The sequence below is a fragment of the Kitasatospora sp. NPDC094028 genome (genome assembly GCF_049543595.1).
Taxonomy (GTDB): Bacteria; Actinomycetota; Actinomycetes; order Streptomycetales; family Streptomycetaceae; genus Kitasatospora.
The window spans coordinates 22,311-39,867 of the sequence record NZ_JBMVFA010000002.1 but is presented as its reverse complement, the minus strand read 5'-3'; the positions used below and the strand labels follow the sequence as shown (position 1 = coordinate 39,867).

General features: G+C 70.7%; 18 protein-coding genes. 9 read left to right on the top strand and 9 right to left on the bottom strand.

Annotation, left to right across the window (positions count from 1 at the left end; all coding sequences use genetic code 11):
* Positions 1 to 79 precede the first annotated feature (79 nt).
* Positions 80 to 904: an LLM class flavin-dependent oxidoreductase gene (locus ACPC54_RS03195; protein WP_498960639.1), complete on the top strand. Its 825-nt coding sequence runs from the start codon at positions 80 to 82 to the stop codon at positions 902 to 904.
* The gene (locus tag ACPC54_RS03190; RefSeq protein ID WP_498960636.1) at positions 901 to 1,338 is read left to right on the top strand and encodes a nucleoside deaminase; all 438 of its coding nucleotides are present in this window, start codon (positions 901 to 903) and stop codon (positions 1,336 to 1,338) included. The genes ACPC54_RS03195 and ACPC54_RS03190 overlap by 4 nt, the downstream gene beginning before the upstream one ends.
* Before the next feature lie 75 nt (positions 1,339 to 1,413).
* Here ACPC54_RS03190 and ACPC54_RS03185 read toward each other — a convergent pair whose 3' ends face one another.
* A complete protein-coding gene (locus ACPC54_RS03185) occupies positions 1,414 to 1,860 on the bottom strand; it encodes an anthrone oxygenase family protein (RefSeq protein WP_498960634.1) in 447 nt (148 codons plus the stop codon).
* 219 nt (positions 1,861 to 2,079) lie between these two features.
* Between ACPC54_RS03185 and ACPC54_RS03180 the strand changes: the two genes are divergently transcribed.
* On the top strand, positions 2,080 to 3,459 hold the full coding sequence (locus ACPC54_RS03180; RefSeq protein WP_498960632.1) for an FAD-binding oxidoreductase: 1,380 nt from the start codon (positions 2,080 to 2,082) through the stop codon (positions 3,457 to 3,459).
* Positions 3,460 to 3,517: 58 nt separating this feature from the next.
* Here the strand turns inward: ACPC54_RS03180 and ACPC54_RS03175 are convergent, their stop codons facing one another.
* Positions 3,518 to 4,144: a TetR/AcrR family transcriptional regulator gene (locus tag ACPC54_RS03175; protein WP_498960630.1), complete on the bottom strand. Its 627-nt coding sequence runs from the start codon at positions 4,142 to 4,144 to the stop codon at positions 3,518 to 3,520.
* 111 nt (positions 4,145 to 4,255) lie between these two features.
* On the opposite strand from ACPC54_RS03175, the gene ACPC54_RS03170 reads away from it, so the two are divergent.
* Entirely contained in the window at positions 4,256 to 4,924 is a 669-nt protein-coding gene (locus tag ACPC54_RS03170; protein WP_498960628.1) for a hypothetical protein, read from the top strand.
* A 65-nt stretch (positions 4,925 to 4,989) separates the two neighbouring features.
* Here the strand turns inward: ACPC54_RS03170 and ACPC54_RS03165 are convergent, their stop codons facing one another.
* Entirely contained in the window at positions 4,990 to 5,436 is a 447-nt protein-coding gene (locus ACPC54_RS03165) for a MarR family winged helix-turn-helix transcriptional regulator (protein ID WP_498960626.1), read from the bottom strand.
* 30 nt (positions 5,437 to 5,466) lie between these two features.
* On the opposite strand from ACPC54_RS03165, the gene ACPC54_RS03160 reads away from it, so the two are divergent.
* Complete coding sequence (locus ACPC54_RS03160) at positions 5,467 to 6,531, top strand: GNAT family N-acetyltransferase (RefSeq protein WP_498960624.1); 1,065 nt, start codon at positions 5,467 to 5,469, stop codon at positions 6,529 to 6,531.
* A gap of 189 nt (positions 6,532 to 6,720) precedes the next feature.
* Here ACPC54_RS03160 and ACPC54_RS03155 read toward each other — a convergent pair whose 3' ends face one another.
* From ACPC54_RS03155 to ACPC54_RS03145, 3 genes are all read right to left on the bottom strand, one after another.
* Positions 6,721 to 7,209, bottom strand: coding sequence for a hypothetical protein (locus ACPC54_RS03155; protein WP_498960622.1), 489 nt, complete (start codon positions 7,207 to 7,209; stop codon positions 6,721 to 6,723).
* Positions 7,210 to 7,264: 55 nt separating this feature from the next.
* Positions 7,265 to 7,531 (bottom strand): hypothetical protein, encoded by a 267-nt coding sequence (locus ACPC54_RS03150; RefSeq protein ID WP_498960620.1) that lies wholly within the window; start codon positions 7,529 to 7,531, stop codon positions 7,265 to 7,267.
* Positions 7,532 to 7,767: 236 nt separating this feature from the next.
* Positions 7,768 to 8,199 carry a hypothetical protein gene (locus tag ACPC54_RS03145; RefSeq protein ID WP_498960618.1) on the bottom strand — a complete coding sequence of 144 codons (432 nt, stop codon included), beginning with the start codon at positions 8,197 to 8,199 and terminating at the stop codon, positions 7,768 to 7,770.
* 173 nt (positions 8,200 to 8,372) lie between these two features.
* On the opposite strand from ACPC54_RS03145, the gene ACPC54_RS03140 reads away from it, so the two are divergent.
* Both ACPC54_RS03140 and ACPC54_RS03135 read left to right on the top strand, forming a co-directional pair.
* Entirely contained in the window at positions 8,373 to 9,632 is a 1,260-nt protein-coding gene (locus tag ACPC54_RS03140; protein ID WP_498960616.1) for a sensor histidine kinase, read from the top strand.
* Complete coding sequence (locus ACPC54_RS03135) at positions 9,617 to 10,264, top strand: response regulator transcription factor (RefSeq protein ID WP_498960614.1); 648 nt, start codon at positions 9,617 to 9,619, stop codon at positions 10,262 to 10,264. Before ACPC54_RS03140 ends, ACPC54_RS03135 begins: the two co-directional genes overlap by 16 nt.
* A gap of 163 nt (positions 10,265 to 10,427) precedes the next feature.
* Here ACPC54_RS03135 and ACPC54_RS03130 read toward each other — a convergent pair whose 3' ends face one another.
* Entirely contained in the window at positions 10,428 to 11,822 is a 1,395-nt protein-coding gene (locus ACPC54_RS03130) for an aminotransferase-like domain-containing protein (RefSeq protein WP_498960612.1), read from the bottom strand.
* Here ACPC54_RS03130 and ACPC54_RS03125 point away from each other — a divergent pair.
* A complete protein-coding gene (locus tag ACPC54_RS03125) occupies positions 11,821 to 13,056 on the top strand; it encodes an aminotransferase class V-fold PLP-dependent enzyme (RefSeq protein WP_498960610.1) in 1,236 nt (411 codons plus the stop codon). The two genes, ACPC54_RS03130 and ACPC54_RS03125, sit on opposite strands and share 2 nt — an antisense overlap.
* Complete coding sequence (locus tag ACPC54_RS03120; protein ID WP_498960608.1) at positions 13,053 to 14,351, top strand: MFS transporter; 1,299 nt, start codon at positions 13,053 to 13,055, stop codon at positions 14,349 to 14,351. The genes ACPC54_RS03125 and ACPC54_RS03120 overlap by 4 nt, the downstream gene beginning before the upstream one ends.
* 477 nt (positions 14,352 to 14,828) lie before the next feature.
* On the opposite strand, the gene ACPC54_RS03115 is transcribed toward ACPC54_RS03120, so the two are convergent.
* Positions 14,829 to 15,917 (bottom strand): SNIPE associated domain-containing protein, encoded by a 1,089-nt coding sequence (locus tag ACPC54_RS03115; RefSeq protein ID WP_498960606.1) that lies wholly within the window; start codon positions 15,915 to 15,917, stop codon positions 14,829 to 14,831.
* 287 nt (positions 15,918 to 16,204) lie between these two features.
* Positions 16,205 to 17,485, bottom strand: a complete 1,281-nt coding sequence (locus ACPC54_RS03110) for a hypothetical protein (protein ID WP_498960604.1) — start codon at positions 17,483 to 17,485, stop codon at positions 16,205 to 16,207.
* Between the last annotated feature and the right edge of the window lie 72 nt (positions 17,486 to 17,557).

Here is a 17,557-nt window from a genome sequence, read left to right as displayed (position 1 = left end):
GGGAGAATCACGGCGAAAGGCGTTGATCGCCGGGAGGAATCTGTTCCGTTCGCCATGATCGCGGGGATAGCCTCGGGCCATGCAACTAGGCGTCAACGTACCGAACTTCGGGCCCGGGACGGATCCCGGCGTGCTGCGCGCATGGGCGCGCACCGTGGAAGGGCTCGGCTTCGACCTCCTCATGGTCTCCGACCACGTCGTGGTGACCCCCGACGTGGCCGAGCGGTACCCGGAGCCGTTCTACGAGCCGTTCACCACGCTGTCCTGGCTGGCCGGCGTCACCACCGGCCTGCGGCTGGGCACGACCGTGCTCGTGCTGCCCTACCGGGACCCGCTGCTGGTGGCGCGGATGGCCGACACCCTCGACCGGCTGGGCGGCGCCGGGTTCGTCCTCGGGGTCGGGGTCGGCTGGGCCCGTCAGGAGTTCGCCGCGCTCGGCGTGCCGTTCGGCGCTCGCGGCCGGCTCGCCGACGAGTACCTGGGCCGGCTGCGGGAGGCCCGGCACGCCGAGTGGGAGTCCGAGTCCGGCACCCGGGCGGTGCCCGTCTGGGTCGGCGGCCACAGCGCGGCCGCCATCCGGCGCACCATCGAGTACGGCGACGCCTGGCACCCGCTGAAACTCCCGGTGGACCGGATGCGCGCGATCCTGGCCGAGCACCCGATGCCCGGGTTCGCGCCCCGGATCGCCCTGCGGCTGACCGACGCCCCGGTCGAAGGCCCCGACCGCCCGGCCGGCGTGGGCACCGTCGAGCAGGTCCTCGACGACCTCCACTGGCTGGCCCGGCTCGGCGCCGAGACCGTCGTCTTCGACCCCTACCAGGGGGACCCGGAGGAGACCCGCCGGCCCGAGGCGGCCTGGCAGGCGCTCACCACCGTGACCACCCACTGGAAGGCCGCATCGTGATCACCCCCGCCGACGAGACCCTGCTGCGCCGCGCCATCGGCATCGCGGCCCGCGCCGTCACCCTGGGCGACGCCCCGTACGGCTCGCTGCTGGCCGGCCCGGACGGCACCGTCCTCGCCGAGGCCCACAACACCGTGCGGCGCGACGACGACATCACCGCCCACCCGGAACTGAAGCTCGCCCGCTGGGCGGCCCGCGAACTCGCCCCGGACGTGGCCGCCCGGACCACGCTCTACACCAGCTGCCAGCCCTGCGGGATGTGCGGCGGCGCGCTCGTCCGGTCCGGCATCGGCCGGGTCGTCTTCGCGCTCTCCACCGAGCAACTCGTCGGCCTCAACCCGGACTCGGGCGCCTGGCCGACCCTCGACCAGGACGGCCCGGCCCTGCTCGCCGAGGCCCGCGTCCCCATCGAGGCTTACTACCGGCGGAGTTGACCGCGCGTCCCGCCCGCCGCGCCTTCCCTTGCCGTGGCCCTCGCCCGCCGTGGCCCTCGCCCGCCGTGGTCCCCGTCAGACGAGGGCGGCGACCAGCAGGACGAACGCCGTGACGATGACGGCGACCCGGCCGTGGTGGAGGCGGTCCCAACGGCCGAGCTGCTCGCGCCAGTCCGCCGGGGCGTTCTCCGGAGTCCATTGCGCGGCCCGGGAGTTGATCGGGACGAGCAGGGCGACGGACATCAGCACGCTGAGCGCGAGCAGTCCGGCGGCGGTGGCGACCAGGCCGGCGCCGCCGTCGCCCCAGGCCGTCGCGGACCAGGCCGCGCCGAGCGCCATCGAGCCGATGTACCAGAACGGCATCACCCGGCCGAGCAGCCGGGCCCCCGCGCTGCGCGCCGCGAGGCCGCCGTTGTGCGGCAGCCCGTCGACGATCGGGTTGACGAAGACCGCCACCGCGAACTCCACGCCCACCAGCAGGCCGACGACCACGACCGTGACGACGGCGAGTGCGTTCTGCATGTTCCCTCCCGAGGATGTGATGCGAAGCGGCGCCCCTAGCGCCGCTAGCTTCTGACGCAATGCTAGATGTGCTGCCGCTCGCATGTCTAGCGCCGCTAGGAATTGTGTCGACCGCTATCGAGACGTCGGGCCGCACCGGGCCCGCTGGGCCGCACCGGGCCGCACCAGGTCGCGCCGGCTCCCCGTGCCGCTCGGGGGGAGCCGCCGGATACTGGGCACATGGGCGCCAAGGCGGCCGCGGCACTCGGCGGCGGCTTCCGCGGGCAGGTGATCGTGCCGGGCGATCCGGAGTACGACGCCGCCCGCGCGGTCTGGAACGGCGCCATCGACCGGCATCCCGACGTGATCGCCCGCTGCACCGGCGCCGCCGACGTCCGCCGCGCCGTGGCCGTCGCCCGGGACCACGGCCTGCTGGTGGCCGTGCGCGGCGGCGGCCACAACATCGCCGGCCTCGCGGTCTGCAACGGTGGGATGGTCATCGACCTCTCCCCGATGAAGGCCGTCCGGGTGGACGCCGGGCGCCGGATCGCCCGGGCCGGGCCCGGCGCCACCTGGGGCGGGTTCGACCACGCGACCCAGGCCTTCGGCCTCGCCACCCCCGGCGGCCTGATGTCCGGCACCGGGATCGCGGGCTTCACCCTCGGCGGCGGCTTCGGCTGGCTGAGCCGGGCGTACGGCCTGGCCTGCGACAACCTGCTGGAGGTCGAGCTGGTGACCGCGGACGGCCGCCAGGTCTCCGCCGGCCCGGCCGACCACCCCGACCTGTTCTGGGGGATCCGGGGCGGTGGCGGCAACTTCGGCATCGTCACCGCCTTCACCTACCGCCTGCACGAGGTCGGCCCGCGCGTGCTCTGCGGAGCGGTCTTCCTCCCGGCCGCCCGGCTGCCCGAGACCCTCGCCGCCGTCCGCGACCACTTGGCCGGAGCCCCGGACGAGCTCTTCGTCTCCTGCGTCCTCGGCCTCGCCCCGGCCGCGCCGTTCCTGCCGCCCCGGCTGCACGGCGCCCCGGTGGTGCGGGTGGGGATGTGCTGGGCCGGCCGCCCGGACGCCGGCGGGCCGGCCGTCGCCCCGCTCCGCGCCCTGCCCGGCGTCCTCGCGGACACCGTGCGGGCCCGCCCGTACGTCCAGTGGCAGCAGATGCTGGACCAGGGATGGGGCCCGGGCGCGCGGAACTACTGGAAGTCCGAGTACCTGGCCGTCCTGGACGACGGCGCCATCGCGGCGATCGCCCGCAACTTCGCCGCGCTCAGCTCCCCGCTGTCCGACGTCAAGGTCGTCTTCCTCGGCGGCGCGATCTCCCGGGTCGCCCCCCAGGACACCGCCTACACCCACCGCGCGGCGCCGTACCTGGTCAACATCAACAGCCGCTGGGAGCAGGGCAGTTCGGAACCCCACATCGCCTGGACCAGGCGCTTCTGGGCCGAGCTGCGCCCCTTCTCGGCGGGCGGGGTGTACGTCAACTTCCTCGGCCAGGAGGGCCGCGAGCGCGTCCTGGAGGCCTACGGCCCTGCCAAGTACGAGCGGCTGACCGCCCTCAAGGACCGCTACGACCCGGACAACTTCTTCCGCGTCAACCAGAACATCCCGCCCAGCCCCTGACCGCCCCGCCGCTGACCGTCCAGCCCGCGCCCGGTCGGTTTCGGGAGGGGCCGACCGGTCAGGAGAGCGCCGCGAATCCGGCGCAGAGCAGCCGGACGCTCCGCTCGAACTTCTCGTCCTGGCCCAGCCGCGGCATCAGCGGGCCCATGATCAGGGGAAAGCGTTCGCACAGCTCGGCGTACAGCTCGGCGCTGACGGGCGGCGGCGCCGCGGGCTGGTTCTCCTCCTGGAGGACGAAGCCGGTGACGTGGCTGAGCAGGGTGTCGGCGGCGATGCCGCAGCGGTCGGCGGGCAGCCCGCCGTCGAGCAGGGTGCGCAGCAGGCGTTCCATCAGGGAGAGGGCGCCGGTGCTGAGCATGCCGGGGCTCTCGGCGAGGAGTTGGGCGCCGCCGCGGTGCTCCTTGATGCTGCGGCGCAGGGCGGTGGCCTGGGCCTGGACGCGGTCCTGCCAGCCGGCGGTCGGTGGGAGGGATTCCAGGGCCGCGGTGCCGGCGTCGTACGCGCGGCGGCAGACCCGGTCGGCCATCAGGGCGAGCAGTTCGTTCTTGCCCCGCACGTGGTAGTAGAGGCTGCCCGCGTGGGTGTCGAGGCGGTCGGCGACCTGGCGCATGGACAGGTTCTGGTAGCCGAACTCGGCGAAGACGGCCATGCCCGCGTCGACGATGCGGTCCTTGGTGAGCTTCATGGTGCTCACCGTACCGCCTTTTCCAACACCGTTCGAAAACTGTGCTAGCTTGGCGTCATCAGGTTTTCGAACGGTGTTGGAAAGCGCCGTAGCCCGGGGGAGGAGCCAGTCATGGGGGCGATCGTCTTCAACGTGACCACGGCCGCGCTGATGGTCATGATGGTCAACTGCGGGCTCGGCGTGGTCGGCCGCGACACCCTCCGCGGGCGGCCGCTCCCATGGGCGGCGGTCGCGCTGACCGCGCTCGCGGTCGGCGGTGTCCTGCTCCAGCTCGCCTGGTCCGGCGCCATGGACGCGCTCGACGCGGACCCGGCCAGGTCCGGCTGGTGGCGCGAGTTCACCTCGGTGTTCATGCAGAACGGTGGCCTCTTCGGCGGCCTGTGGAACCTCCTCACCCTCGCCGCGGTCGCCGCGCTCGCCCAGTGGTACTGGGGCGGCACGCTGACCCTCGGCTTCTTCCTCGCCGGCATCCTGCTGCCCGGCCGCCTCGACTCCCTGCTCGGCCTCGGCGACGGCCCGAGCACCGACCCCCGCAACTTCGCCGGCAGCTCCGGCGCCACCTACTTCCTCGGCGCCACCCTCGCCCTCGCCTTCCTCACCCGCACCCGCCTCCCCAAGGAGCTCGCCCTGGCCGCCGGCGTCCCGGCGCTCGGCCTCGCGATGTGGATCGCCCAGGAGAACGGCCATGGCCTGGTGTCCGTCTACGGCTTCGCCCTCGCGGCGGCGGCCTGGGCGATCCGCACCCGCCTGCCCCGCCCGGCGCCCGGCTGCGCCGCCTGACCCGCGGAGTGCGACGAAGGGCCCCGACCGGTTCGCCGGCCGGGGCCCTTCGCGCGTCGGCCGGTTCAGTCGCCGGTGCCCTGCACCTTCCCGGCGATCGCTTCGAGGGCGGCGAGGTCCCCGGGGGTGAGCCGGTCGATGAAGTGCCGGCGCACGGAGGCGACGTGCGCCGGGGCGGCGGCGGCCAGCGTGTCGAAGCCGTGCTCGGTGAGGACGAGCAGGCAGCCCCGACCGTCCGCCGGGTCCGGTTCGCGCCGCAGCAGGCCGCGCTCCTCCATCCGGGTGGCGTGCCGGGAGAGGCGGCTGCGCGACCAGTCCATCTTCGCGGCCTGCTCGTGGAGGGTGCTGGTGCGGCCGGGGCGCTCGGACAGGGTGCTCAGCACCTCGTAGTCGGGCTCGGAGAGGCCGACCTCGGCCAGGTCCCGCACCGTACCGGCCTGGACGGCGGCCACGGTGCGGCGGAAGGCGCGCCACGCGCGCTCCTCGTCGGGGCTCAGCCATTTCGTTGACATGTCATCAATCTACCGGCTAATTTCATTTCCATGTCAACGAAGAGCCTGCGCGTCCTCGTCCTCGTCTGCAGCAACCGCCCCGGCGCCCTCGGCCCCGCCGTGGGGGAGTGGCTGACCGGAGCCCTCGCCCCCCGGGCCGGCGAACTCGGCGTCGAACTCGTGCCCGTCGCCCTCGGCGACCTCGGCCTCCCGTTCCTCGACGAGGAGGACCACCCGGCGGCGGGCGCGTACCGGAACGAGCACACCCGGCGGTGGAGCGCGATCGCGGACGCCGCGGACGGCTTCGTCGTCGTGACCCCCGAGTACAACCACGGGATGCCGGCGACGCTGAAGAACGCGCTGGACTACCTCCACCGGGAGTGGGCCTGGAAGCCGATCGGCTTCGTCGGCTACGGCAACACCTCGGCCGGCACCCGGGCCGTCCAGCACGCCAAGCAGATCGCGACCGCGCTGCGCCTGGTCCCGCTGGCCGCCACGGTGGCGATCCGCCTCGCCGACACCGTGGAGGGCGGCCGGGTCCGCCCCACCCCGGCCCTCGACGGAGCGGCCCACGGAATGCTCGACGAACTGGTGCGGGTGGCCCACGCCCTGCGCCCCCTGCGCGAACGCGAACGCCCCGGGACCGAGCCCGGCCCGCTGGCCGGCTCGTACGTCCGGCCGCTCACCCCCGACGACGCGCCCGAGGCCACCGTCCTCCAGCGCTGCTGCTGGGTGGACGAGGCCCTCGCGAACGACACCCTGGACGTCCCCGCCCTGCACGAGTCGCCGCAGCAGATCCGCGACTGGCTCGCGACCTGGCACACCACCGGCCTCTGGCGGGACGGCCGCCTCCTGGGCATGGCCCGGGCCCGCCGCACCGGAACCGACTGGCACCTGGGCCGACTCTGCGTCGCCCCCGACCTCCGCGGCCACGGCCTCGGCCGCTGGCTGCTCCGCACCGCCGAGTCCGCCGCCGACCCGGCCTGCACCCGGGCCGTCCTCTTCACCGGCGCCCGCAGCGAACGCAACATCGCCCTCTACACCGCCGAGGGCTACCGCCCGGCCCCGCACCTCGGGACCGACGACACGGTCTGCCTCACCAAGCCCCTGCCCTGACCCCCACCCCGCCGGCTCAGCTGGGGCCGGGGATGCGGTCCCAGGCGGTCCAGTCGCCGTCGTGGCCGCGGATGCGGTTCCACAGGTAGCCGTCGGTGCTCCGGACGGTGATGGATCCGGGACATAGTGGCTGCACTGGTGGAGGCCGCCGGATGACAGAGGACCCCAGAACTGCAACCCTGCAGCGGGTCAGTTGGCCGGCGTCCATCGCTTGATCACGACCGGAGAGTTGTGGGGAGCGGGCCAGACCTGGAGGTGAACCTGCTCGGTGTCTTCTGGTGCCTTGGGTCCGTCTTCGCCCGGCTGTCGGACGTTGGCCAGGTTCGAGCGCGACGCGCGGATGCGCACGAAGCCCTTGGGGACGTCGAACCGCGCGGCATCCGGTAGGTAGTCGGTGCATCCCAGGATTGCGATGCGACCGGAGGGCACCTCGACGCTTGCCTCGACCACGTGGTCGAAGGCTTCGCCGGCGTCGCCCGGCGGGTGGTCCAGAAGCTCGACCGTCACGTCGACGAATGTGTTGACCTCGGTGCCGATGCCGAGCGTCTGCTCCGAGACCGCGAGGGCGTCCGATACCGCATCGGCGGTCCAGGCGTCACCCAGATCATCTTCGGCGTTCTCGTCCATCACGTGGAGCTGGAAGTAGTCCGCGAACAGCCGCAGCTTGCTTGTCGTCACTGGGTCCCTGTGCTCTCTCGATCCTCGGTACTGGTCAACATGCCGCGTGCCTCGCTCAGCCGTTCGCCGCGAGACGCTGTGAGGCATCGGGCCAGGGCATGGGTTCCTGCACGTCCTCGGTCATCATGACCTCTTCCTCCCACCAGCCGGTTCCTTCCAGCCAGGAACTCAGCCACCGCACCAGGGACGGCGAGTCGAGAAACCATGCGTCGGCCCGGTCTTCGGGCCCGGCGTTCGGCTCGAAGAGCAGAACGGGCGCTGCGGGGTCGAGGCAGTCCACGGCGGCATACATGCCGCAGCCCCAGTCCAGGATCGGCAGCACGCCGTGCGGCCAGTACTCGGAAGCGGCCCTGCGGAGCGGTCCGTATTCGGCGCCGGCCAGGCACAAATGCCAGTCCCGTCGGCCTCGGCCTCCGCGATCTCGGTGGTCGGGACCAGCACCGGCGGAACACGATCGGCAGCATCCGGGACGTGCTCCCGGTCGCGGCCGGCGAACGACCGACGGCCGGAACCCACCAGGGCCCCGGCTGTCAGGGAGGAAGAGCTCATCCTGGGGCGTCACCTCCTGGGGAACACGGCGCTCAGGGCGGCACCGCGGGTGATGAAGGCGACGGCGACCAGTGCCAGGGCGGACAAGCCCTGCAGGACGGCGTACCAGGAGGGGCAGAGACCGGGGATCAGGTCGACGCCGATGAGGGCGATCGGCATGATCGTGGCCAGCGTGCGCACGCGGTCGAAGGCCCGGTAGGAGCCCTCCGACGCCTCGGTGACGTACCGGTGGAGTAGCGGGGTGATCGCGAGCAGGATGCCACCGCGGACCCACATGAACGAGGTCACATGGTGGTGGGTGAAGGCCATCACGGCTACCGTCCCGAGGACGATCGTGCTGACGACACCGAAGAGGGTGATGTACTTCTTGACGTCGTCGAAGGCCTCCCGGGCGGGGGATGTGCGAAGGCCCGCCGACGCAGCTGCGGTGATCTCCACCATGATCTTTCTCCTCCGTGTCGTTGTGATGTCAACGCTACGAAGCGCCCGATCGGCGCGGTATGGGTCTGGCCGTACGGGTGGGTGGGGCTGGACCCACTCCCGACCGGACCCGTGCTGCTGCAGGCTTTGGACGGCCACAGTGGGAGCCTCGGACCGGTGCGGGGGATCGAGAGATGAAGCAGTCGGGTGCGTGGGTGGCACGCGCCGGGGTGGGGTTCGGGCGGGCGTGCGTGGTGGCGGCCGTCTGCCTGCTGATCCCGGCGGTATGGGGCGGCGCGGTGGCGCTGGGGATCCGGTGGGGAGCAGGGAATCCGTGGTCGTGGCTCGCACCACTGCTGCTCGTGGTCGTGGGCACGCTCGCCCTCGCCCGTCCGGTCTGTCAGGTCATCCGTTTCCTGGTCACCCGCTGGACCGGGACCGTGGTCCCCGCCGGATACCGGCAGGCCGGGCCGGTGACGCGGATGTCCACCGGCTACTGGTGGAACGGGTTCTCCTACGAGCGCACCCGACGGGACGCCCTCATGGACCAGAGGTGGCGGGTCCGCTGGCGTGACCCCGCGAACTGGCGTGACCTGCGGTTCACCGCGATCGCGCCGCTCACCGCAGGCGCGGTCGCGTCCCTGCCGCCGGGCGGCGCCGCGGTGGCGGTGCTCGGGCTGGTGCGGCCGGAGCACGCTGCGCGCTTGGTCGGGGCGGTTGCCGTGGTCGTGGCAGTCGCCTCTGCACCGTACGCCTGGCGGTTGGTCGAGCCGGTGGCCGTCCGCTTCCTGCGTCCCTCGCCCGCGATGGCTCTTGCGGACAGGGTGGAGGAACTGACCGCGCAGCTGGCGGACGTGACGGTCGCCCAGGCCGCCGAGATCCGCCGGATCGAGCGGGACCTGCACGACGGGGCGCAGGCTCGTCTGGTCGGGCTCGGGTTGTCCCTGGCGACCGCCCAGAAGCTGATGGACACCGACCCTGACCGGGCCAGAGCGCTGATGCGTGACGCCCAGGCCGGCGCCGCGGCCTCGCTGTCCGAACTCCGGGAGCTGATCCGGGGCGTCGCCCCGCCGGTGCTGAGCGAGCGTGGGCTCGTCGACGCCGTCCGCGCCCTCGCCATGGACATCCCCCTCGATGTGGCCGTCGACGCGGACGCGCCGCTGCGTCTGGACCCGCCGATCGAGGCCGCCGTCTACTTCGGCGTTGCCGAGCTGCTGACCAATGCGGCCAAGCACGCACGGGCGACCCGGGCGCGGGTTTCCCTCCTGCGCAGTGGGACCGGCCTCGTCGTCGAGGTCCGGGACGACGGCCGAGGCGGGGCGGAAGTCCGCCCTCACGGCGGACTCGCCGGTCTGCGTCGCCGTCTCAGCGTCTTCGACGGCACCCTGGAGATCACCAGCCCGCCCGGCGGCCCGACCCAGGCGGTCATGATGATGCCATGCGAATCCTTGTAGCCGAAGACCTCTACCTCCTGCGCGACGGCCTGGTCCGCCTGATCGAGGCCTGCGGTCACAAGGTGGTCGCCACCGCGAGCACGGGCCCCGAGACGCTCGACGCGCTGCGCAGCGTACGCCCCGACGTATCCGTCATCGACGTCCGGATGCCGCCGAACCAGTCGGACGAGGGCCTGCGGGCTGCCCTCACCGCCCGCCGCGAAATGCCGGGATTGCCGATCCTCATCCTCTCCCAGCATGTCGAGCAGCTCTACGCCCGGGAGTTGCTGGCCGATGGCTCCGGCGGGATCGGTTACCTGCTCAAGGAGAGCGTCTTCGACGCCGACCAGTTCATCGACGCGCTGGAACGCGTCGCGGGCGGAGGCACCGCCATGGACCCGGCAGTCATCGCGAGGCTTCTGTCCACCAGTTCCCCGAGCAGGGGGTTGGACCGGCTCACCGAACGCGAGTCCGCCGTGTTGGGGCTCATGGCCGAGGGCCTGTCCAACCAGGCGATCGGCCGGCGCCTCTTCCTCAGCGAGAGCGCCGTGGGCAAGTACACCACCTCGATGTTCGGCAAGCTCGGCATCCTCGACGACGACGACACCAACCGCCGCGTTCGCGCCGTCCTCACGTACCTCGACAAGGCGTAGTCGTGCCGTCTCGCCATGGTCACAGCCCGTCCTGCGTTGCGGCGGAGTGAACCGGCGGACAGGCGCTGAACCCGGCCGGACGGGGGTGAATGAGACCAGAACTGAGACCACGCGTGGGATCGTCGAAGTGGTCGCGGAGTCAGCCGGGTGTCGGCGCGGGGCGTCAGGCCACGATGGCGAGGCGGGCGGCGGCTTCGGCGAGGTCGGCGGGTTCGGCTGTGCCGGCGAAGCCGAGGCGGAGGTGGGCGGCGGGCGGCTCGGCCGGGAAGTACTGGTGGCCGAGGTTGACGGTGACCCGATGTGCCGGGGCCGTGTCCGTGACGGCCGCCTCCGTGAGACCGGGGGGAAGCCGCAGCCAGAGGTGCAGGCCGCCCTGCGGGACGTGAGTGATCGTCCAATCGGGGAGTTCGCGGACCAGGGCGTCGGCCAGGACGGTGCAGCGGTGGCGCAGCGCGGTGGCCAGGTTGCGCAGGTGGCGGTCCCACGCGGGGGTGCTGAGCAGTTCGACCGCGGCTTCCTGGAGGGGGCGGGCGATGAAGAAGTCGTCGACCCGTCGCATGCCGAGCAGGCGCTGCATGACCAGGCCCCGGGCGATGACGGCGCCGATCCGCAGGCTGGGGGAGGCGGGTTTGGTCAGCGAGGTGAGGTGGATGACCGTGCCGTCGCGGTCGTCGGCGATCAGCGGGCGCGGTACCGGGCGGCCGTGGCCGAGATGGCGGGCGAAGTCGTCCTCGATCACGAAGGCTCCGGCAGCACGCGCGACGTCGACGATCTGTCGGCGTCGTTCGGGGGAGAGGACGGTGCCGGTCGGGTTGTGGAAGGTGGGCTGACAGTAGAGCAGCCGGGCGCCGGTCATGGCGAAGGCGTCGGCGAGCAGGTCGGGGCGCAGGCCCTGGTCGTCGATCGGTACGGGCACCGGTCGGAGTCCGGCGGAGCGCGCGGCGGCGAGCGCGCCGGGGTAGGTGGGCGATTCGACCAGGACCGGGTTGCCGGGCGCCGCGATGGCGCGGAACAGCATGGACAGCGCCCCCTGTCCGCCGCCGGTCACCAGGACGTCCTCGGGGCTCACGTCGCCGCCCACCTGTCGGGCGAAGATCGTGCGCAGTGTCGACAGACCGGCCGCCGGGGCGCGGTGCCAGGCGTCCGGGCGGCGGGCGGCCCGGGCGAGGGCACCGCCGAGCAGCCGGGTGGGCTGGAGGCTCTCGTGCAGGTAGCCGCCGGACAGCGCGATGGTGCCGACCGCCGGTGTGCCGGACTGCTCGGCGGAGGGTTCCGGGAGTGGCTGGCGGCCGGCCAGGGCGACCGCCTGCCAGGAGGTGTCCGGTTCGGCACCGGCGGCCGGCGGCCGCCGGGCGGCGACGTAGGTTCCGCTCCCCGGTCGGGTGACGACCGCCCCCTCGGCGGCGAGGAGTGCGATGGCCCGGGAGACGGTGACCGGCCCGACTCCGTGACGTGCGATCAGATCGCGGCTGCTGGGCAGGCGATCGGCCGGGGCGAGCCGGGCGATCTCGTTCCGGAGGATCGCCACCAGAGCCTCGGTACTGCTACCGTCATACATGAAGAATGAGAATAGCGCTTTCAGCCGCAGTGCGGAACCGCTCCTGGACCTCACCGCCCTCCGGGCCGACACCCCCGGCTGCGAGGCGGTGATCCACTTCAACAACGCCGGCGCCGGGTTGATGCCGCGTCCGGTACTCCAGGCGATGCTCGACCACCTCCACCTGGAAGCGGCCATCGGCGGGTACGAGGCCTCCGTCGCCCGGGCCACCGAGGTCGCCGACTTCCACGCCTCGCTCGCCGAACTCCTCGGCACCCGCCCGGACAACATCGCCTTCGCCGCGAGCGCGACCCACGCCTACACCAAGGCCCTCTCCGCGATCGACTTCCGCCCCGGAGACGTCATCCTCACCACCCGCAACGACTTCATCTCCAACCAGATCGCCTTCCTCTCCCTGCGCAAACGCCACGGCGTCCGGATCGTGCACGCCCCCGACCACCCGGACGGCAGCGGCGTCGACGTCGACGCCATGGCCGCGCTGATGCGCGCCCACCGCCCGCGCCTGGTCGCCGTCACGCACGTGCCCACCAACTCCGGCCTGGTGCAGCCGGTCGCCGAGATCGGCCGGCACTGCCGCGAGCTCGACCTGCTGTACCTGGTCGATGCCTGCCAGTCGGTCGGCCAGTACCCCGTCGACGTCGAGGAGATCGGCTGCGACCTGCTCACCGCCACCTGCCGCAAGTTCCTGCGCGGGCCGCGCGGTTCGGGCTTCCTCTACGTCTCCGACCGGGCGCTCGCCGCCGGGTACGAGCCGCTGCACATCGACATGCACGGCGCGCGCTGGGTCGCCCCCGGCTACTACCGTCCGGTCGCCAACGCGGCCCGGTTCGAGGAATGGGAGTTCCCGTACGCCACCGTGCTCGGCTGCGCCGCCGCCGTCCGCTACGCGCTGCGGGTGGGCCTCGAACCGATCGCCCGGCGCACCCCGGCCCTGGCCGGACAGCTGCGCGAGCAACTCGCCGCCGTACCCGGCGTCCGGACGCTGGACCGGGGGCCGGCCCCGGCCGCGCTGGTCACGTTCGCGATCGAGGGGTGGGAGGCGGAGCCGTTCAAGGCGGCGATGGACGCGCGCGGCATCAACTCCGCGCTCAGCTATCGGGAGTTCGCCCAGTACGACTTCGCCGACAAGGACGTGGAGTGGTGCCTGCGCCTGTCGCCGCACTACTACAACACCGAGGACGAGGTCGATGCGGTGGCCGGTGCGGTCGCCGAACTGGCGAGGGGAACCCGGTGACGCAGACCTCGACCACACCCGACGCCACGGTCGCACCGCACCAAAGCCTCTGGCACAACGGCGACTTCCTCCGGTTCTGGTTGGGCGAGACGATCTCCCTGCTCGGCACCCAGGTGACCAACCTCGCGCTCCCGCTGACCGCCATCGGCGCGTTCGGCGCGAGCGACGAACAGGTCGGGCTGCTGCGCTTCCTACAACTCGTCCCCTACCTCGGACTCGCCCTGGTGATCGGTGTCTGGGCGGACCGGCATCGGCGGCGGCCGGTCATGCTCGGCGCCAACCTGGTCCGGCTGCTCCTGCTCGGCCTGATACCGGTGCTGTACTGGTGCCACGCGCTCAACCTGCCCGTGCTGATGGTGATTGCCTGCGCGGCCGGAATCGCATCGGTGGTGTTCGACGTGAGCTGGATGTCGTACGTGCCGGTGCTGGTGAAGAGTCCCGAGCACTACGTCGAGGCCAGCGCCAAGATGGGCGCCAGCTCCTCCGCAGCCGACGTGGCCGGACCGGGACTGGCCGGGGTCCTGGTGTCCGCGCTCAGCGCCCCGGTGGCCCTGGTCGTCGACGCCTGCTCCTACGCGGTGTCCGTCGTCTCACTCCTGCTCATCAGCACACCTGAGCCGCGCCCCGAACCGGGCGTCGAGCGACACCTGTGGCGCGAACTCAAGGACGGCCTCGGCTGGGTCCTGCACGACGGAGTGCTGCGGGCCCTCGCGCTGATCGGATGCTGCTGCAACTTCTCGATGATCACGGTGTGGACGATGTTCCTTCTCTACGGCACCCACGACCTCCACCTCGGCTCGACGACCCTCGGCGCCGTCTTCGCGACCGCCTCCGTCGGAGGCCTGATCGGCGCGCTGATCTCGCGGAAGGTCATCGCCCGGTTCCCGCTCGGCCGGGTCTACCTGGTCGCCCAGTCCGCCCTCTTGCTCGGCCCGTCCCTGATCCCCGCCGCCGCAGGGCCACGACCGGTGATGATCGGGATGTTCGTCCTCTCCTTCTTCACCACCTACCTGGGCCTCGGAGTGGCCGGGGTCGTCATCGTCAGCCTCCGCCAGGCCGCGACGCCGCAATCGATGATGGGCAGGATGACCGCTGCGTTCCGCACACTGCTGTTCGGCGGCGGCGCCCTGGGCGGTCTCTCCGCCGGCCTGCTCACCGGCCAACTCGGCGCCCGAGGGGCCCTGACCGTGGCCGCCGCAGGCTCCGCCGCTGTCGTCATCGGCCTGACGCTCTCCCCGGTCAGCCGCCTCAAGGCCCTGCCGTCCGCACCGGAACAGGTGGCAGCGGCCCGCTGACCGAACGACGAAGGCGGAGGATACGAGATTCGAACTCGTGAGGGGTTGCTCCCAACACGCTTTCCAACTGTCCGTCCGGCTGTCCGTGAGCGGCCGCAGGCCTCCTGACCTGGGGCGGAGCGGCCTCACCTGCTGGCCCTGAACGTCGCTGGATGGGGGTGAACGCAACCAAAACTGCAACCGGAGTACGTGCGCAGCGGGATCAGGGACGTGACGATTCGGACGGTGCCGGACGGCAGCGGATGAGACTGCGGGAGCGTCGCTCAACCGCTGGTCAGCTCCGTATGGAGGACTCGAACCACCGGCCTTCCATTCTTCAGGCCGCTCAAGAGGGCCCGCTATCTGGGCGACGCGCAGGTGCGTCTGCCGTAGGAGGGTGAGAAGTTCCGTCGTAGTCCGCCGGGGTTGTCGTAAAGGTTGTCGTACGACAGCCCCGGTTGGATCGCATGAACTCGGATTCGGAACCGTGAACCACATTCAGCTCTGCTGCGGCCAGCGGTTGCGGCTCTGAAAGTACTCGAGAGCCGCGGGTTCCTCCGTGAACTCAAGCAAGCCGCCCACCCTGTCTGCCAATAGTGATCGGACCTCGGACGGTGTGGTGAAGAAGAACTCGCGTCGCGCGTTGACGAAGTTGACGCGTCGATCGGCGAACGCCCGATGGAGTTCGGACTCCAACGCCACAGCGTCCTCGGAGAAGAACAGGGCATGGACGTCGTACCGGAACGGCACGGAAGCGTCGCCGAGTTCCCGGACGCGGTCCATCGGATCGAGGCGACGGGTCATGCCGATCTTGACGACGTTCGGACCGAAGGCGCCGATGTTGGAGATGACATATACGTAGCCAGCGCGGATGTTCGCGATGCGGTAGTCGTTGGCCGCGATGGCTTTTTCGATGTCAGCAAGGCGGCTGGAGAGTTCGGTGGCAGCGGTGTCGTCGCCCTTGGCGCGGAGGGACGCAAGGACGCTTATGTAGTGCGCTCGTTCCTTCTCAAGCCGCTCCTTCTCGGTAGCCAACTCACGTTCAGCCTGGCGCTGTTCGCGAAGAAGCTGGCGCTCCTGGCGGGCGTGTTCGCGCTCTTCCTGCACCTTCATCTGGAAGTCGGCAGTCAACTCGAGTTCAGTGACTCGCAGAGCGTGATACTCGGGATTGATCCGCATCTCCACGATTGCCCCGAGCCTCTCGATCGCCGTGACCGCCGACTCCAGCCGCCTCTGTGCGGTGCGTACGTTCCCTGACCTCAACGAACGCACGCAGTTGTCGGCCTCGGCGTTGTAGGCCCGCAGCATCAGCTTGGACAGATCGCCGACAAGTTTCCGTCCTCGGGCTAGAGATCCGTCGAAGGTGAACATGTCGGCGGCGAGGATCGCGCGGCTGCTCTTGATGACGTCGTCGATCTGGCCTTCGAGACTGCGCAGCCGGTCTTTGTAGGCCGCCGCGTTCTCCAGAGGATGGTGGTAGCGGTAGATGCCAAGGTCCTGCAAGGCGCGCTGGTCGCTGAGATCGATCACGTCGGCGCCACTTTGTGTGGCGGCGAGCGCCGTTTCGAGATCGGCGATTCGGGCCAACAGCGGCGCGGGGTCGACTCCACGGAACGGTGGCGGAGTCGGCGGGTTGGCAGATGTCTGGTCTGGCCTAGTTGCCGGTGACCTTTGTGCCGGGACCGGGGAAGTCTCGGTAGTTGGCCTGGTCGCGGACCCGTCAACGTCGTCGTGCGATTTGGACTCGTCGTCGGGCACGAAGAGCTGCCAGCCAAGTGGTGGGGTCGGCCAGGCCGGGTCGGGCTTCCATCCTGGCGGGGGAGTCCAGCCTTCGGGCGGTGCAGGCCACCCTGGCGGTGGGTTGAATCGCATTGTCACTGCCCTCGAACGCGGATGCCGCGACTGGTGTTTGCCGGGACTAGGTCGAATGGCGACTTCGACAGTGCGGCACCTAGGTGCTGCAATGTGGCCTGCGGGACCACTTTGGCCAGATCGAAGGTGTTTAAGGTCTCGCGGTCTGCGGCGACGATGACAAGAGGAACGGCGGTTGGTCGGCCAGTGGCGGGGTCGATTGCATCGACGCCGACCGTCAGCGCGATCGAATGCACTTTGCCGGCGCGGTCACCTTCGAAGACTTCATGCAGACTGCGAACTGCGACCTGCCAGACAGCGTTCGCGTACCGCTCCTTTTTTTCGCGAATGGGCAGGTCAGTTGAGGCAATCTCGTCCTTCGTCTTCACGTATCGGTACCCCTTCACTGAGGGCATGGTTGAAGGCTCTGGGACGCTGACTGTAAGCGCGAGTTCGCGGGATGCGAGATTGAATGCGTGATCGTGCTCGACTGGGAAGACCTCGGGGTAGATCGAGTTGGAGAGGACGATGCCGACGTACTCCTGGATGGCGGATTCGACATCAAAGGCAAGGTCGTTGATGAGCTTGCTGACCTTGGCGTTGTGAGCCGACGCCTCAGCCTCGCGCTTTTCGCATTCCTGCTTGTATTTCTCCTCGGCGGCAGACAGTTCCGCCACGCGCTTGGCTTCCAACTTCTCGCGGTGGGCCATTTCCTTGAGGTATCTGTTGTGGGCAGCATGCCTGGTGCGCTCCCAGTAGCCATGCGCGTTTTCAAAGGCGGCTCGAGCTTTCTCGATGGCCTGGTGGTGCCGTTTTTTGCCGCCAAGCATGGCTGAGAGTCCGCTGGGTGCAGTCGGCTCCTGATACACGGGCTCAGGCGCGTAGTGCGGCTCTGTAACCTTGGGCGCAGGGACAGCCAGGCCACGAGGATTGAACGGAGGATGCTCGACCTTCGAGATCTTCAATGATTCGAGATCGACAAAGTCGTCTATGCCCAGAGTCCACGCGAGCAGACTGTCGATGTCGGCAAGATCGCTGGCCAGATCGGTGTTCATGGACTCGACTTCGGCGAGCCTGGACTCCACATGGAGTCGCGCAGCCTCACGCTCCGCGGCCTTCTTCTCGGCGGCAGAGGCTCTTGCCGCCGCCACCTGCGCGCGTTCGTATGCCCTCATGGCTTGTTCGGCTTGGCGCTGCGCTGCAAGATGAGCGCGATGGGCAGCGGCCTGCTCCTGGCGTCGGCGCTTCTCCGCCTGCTGCGCCTGGTAGTTCATCTCCGCGAAGAAGCCGCGACGTTTGCCCATGACATCCCCTACAAGACCCGGTACCGAGGATCAAACCTTGCGGGTTTCACCGTAGCGATGATCACTGCCGCT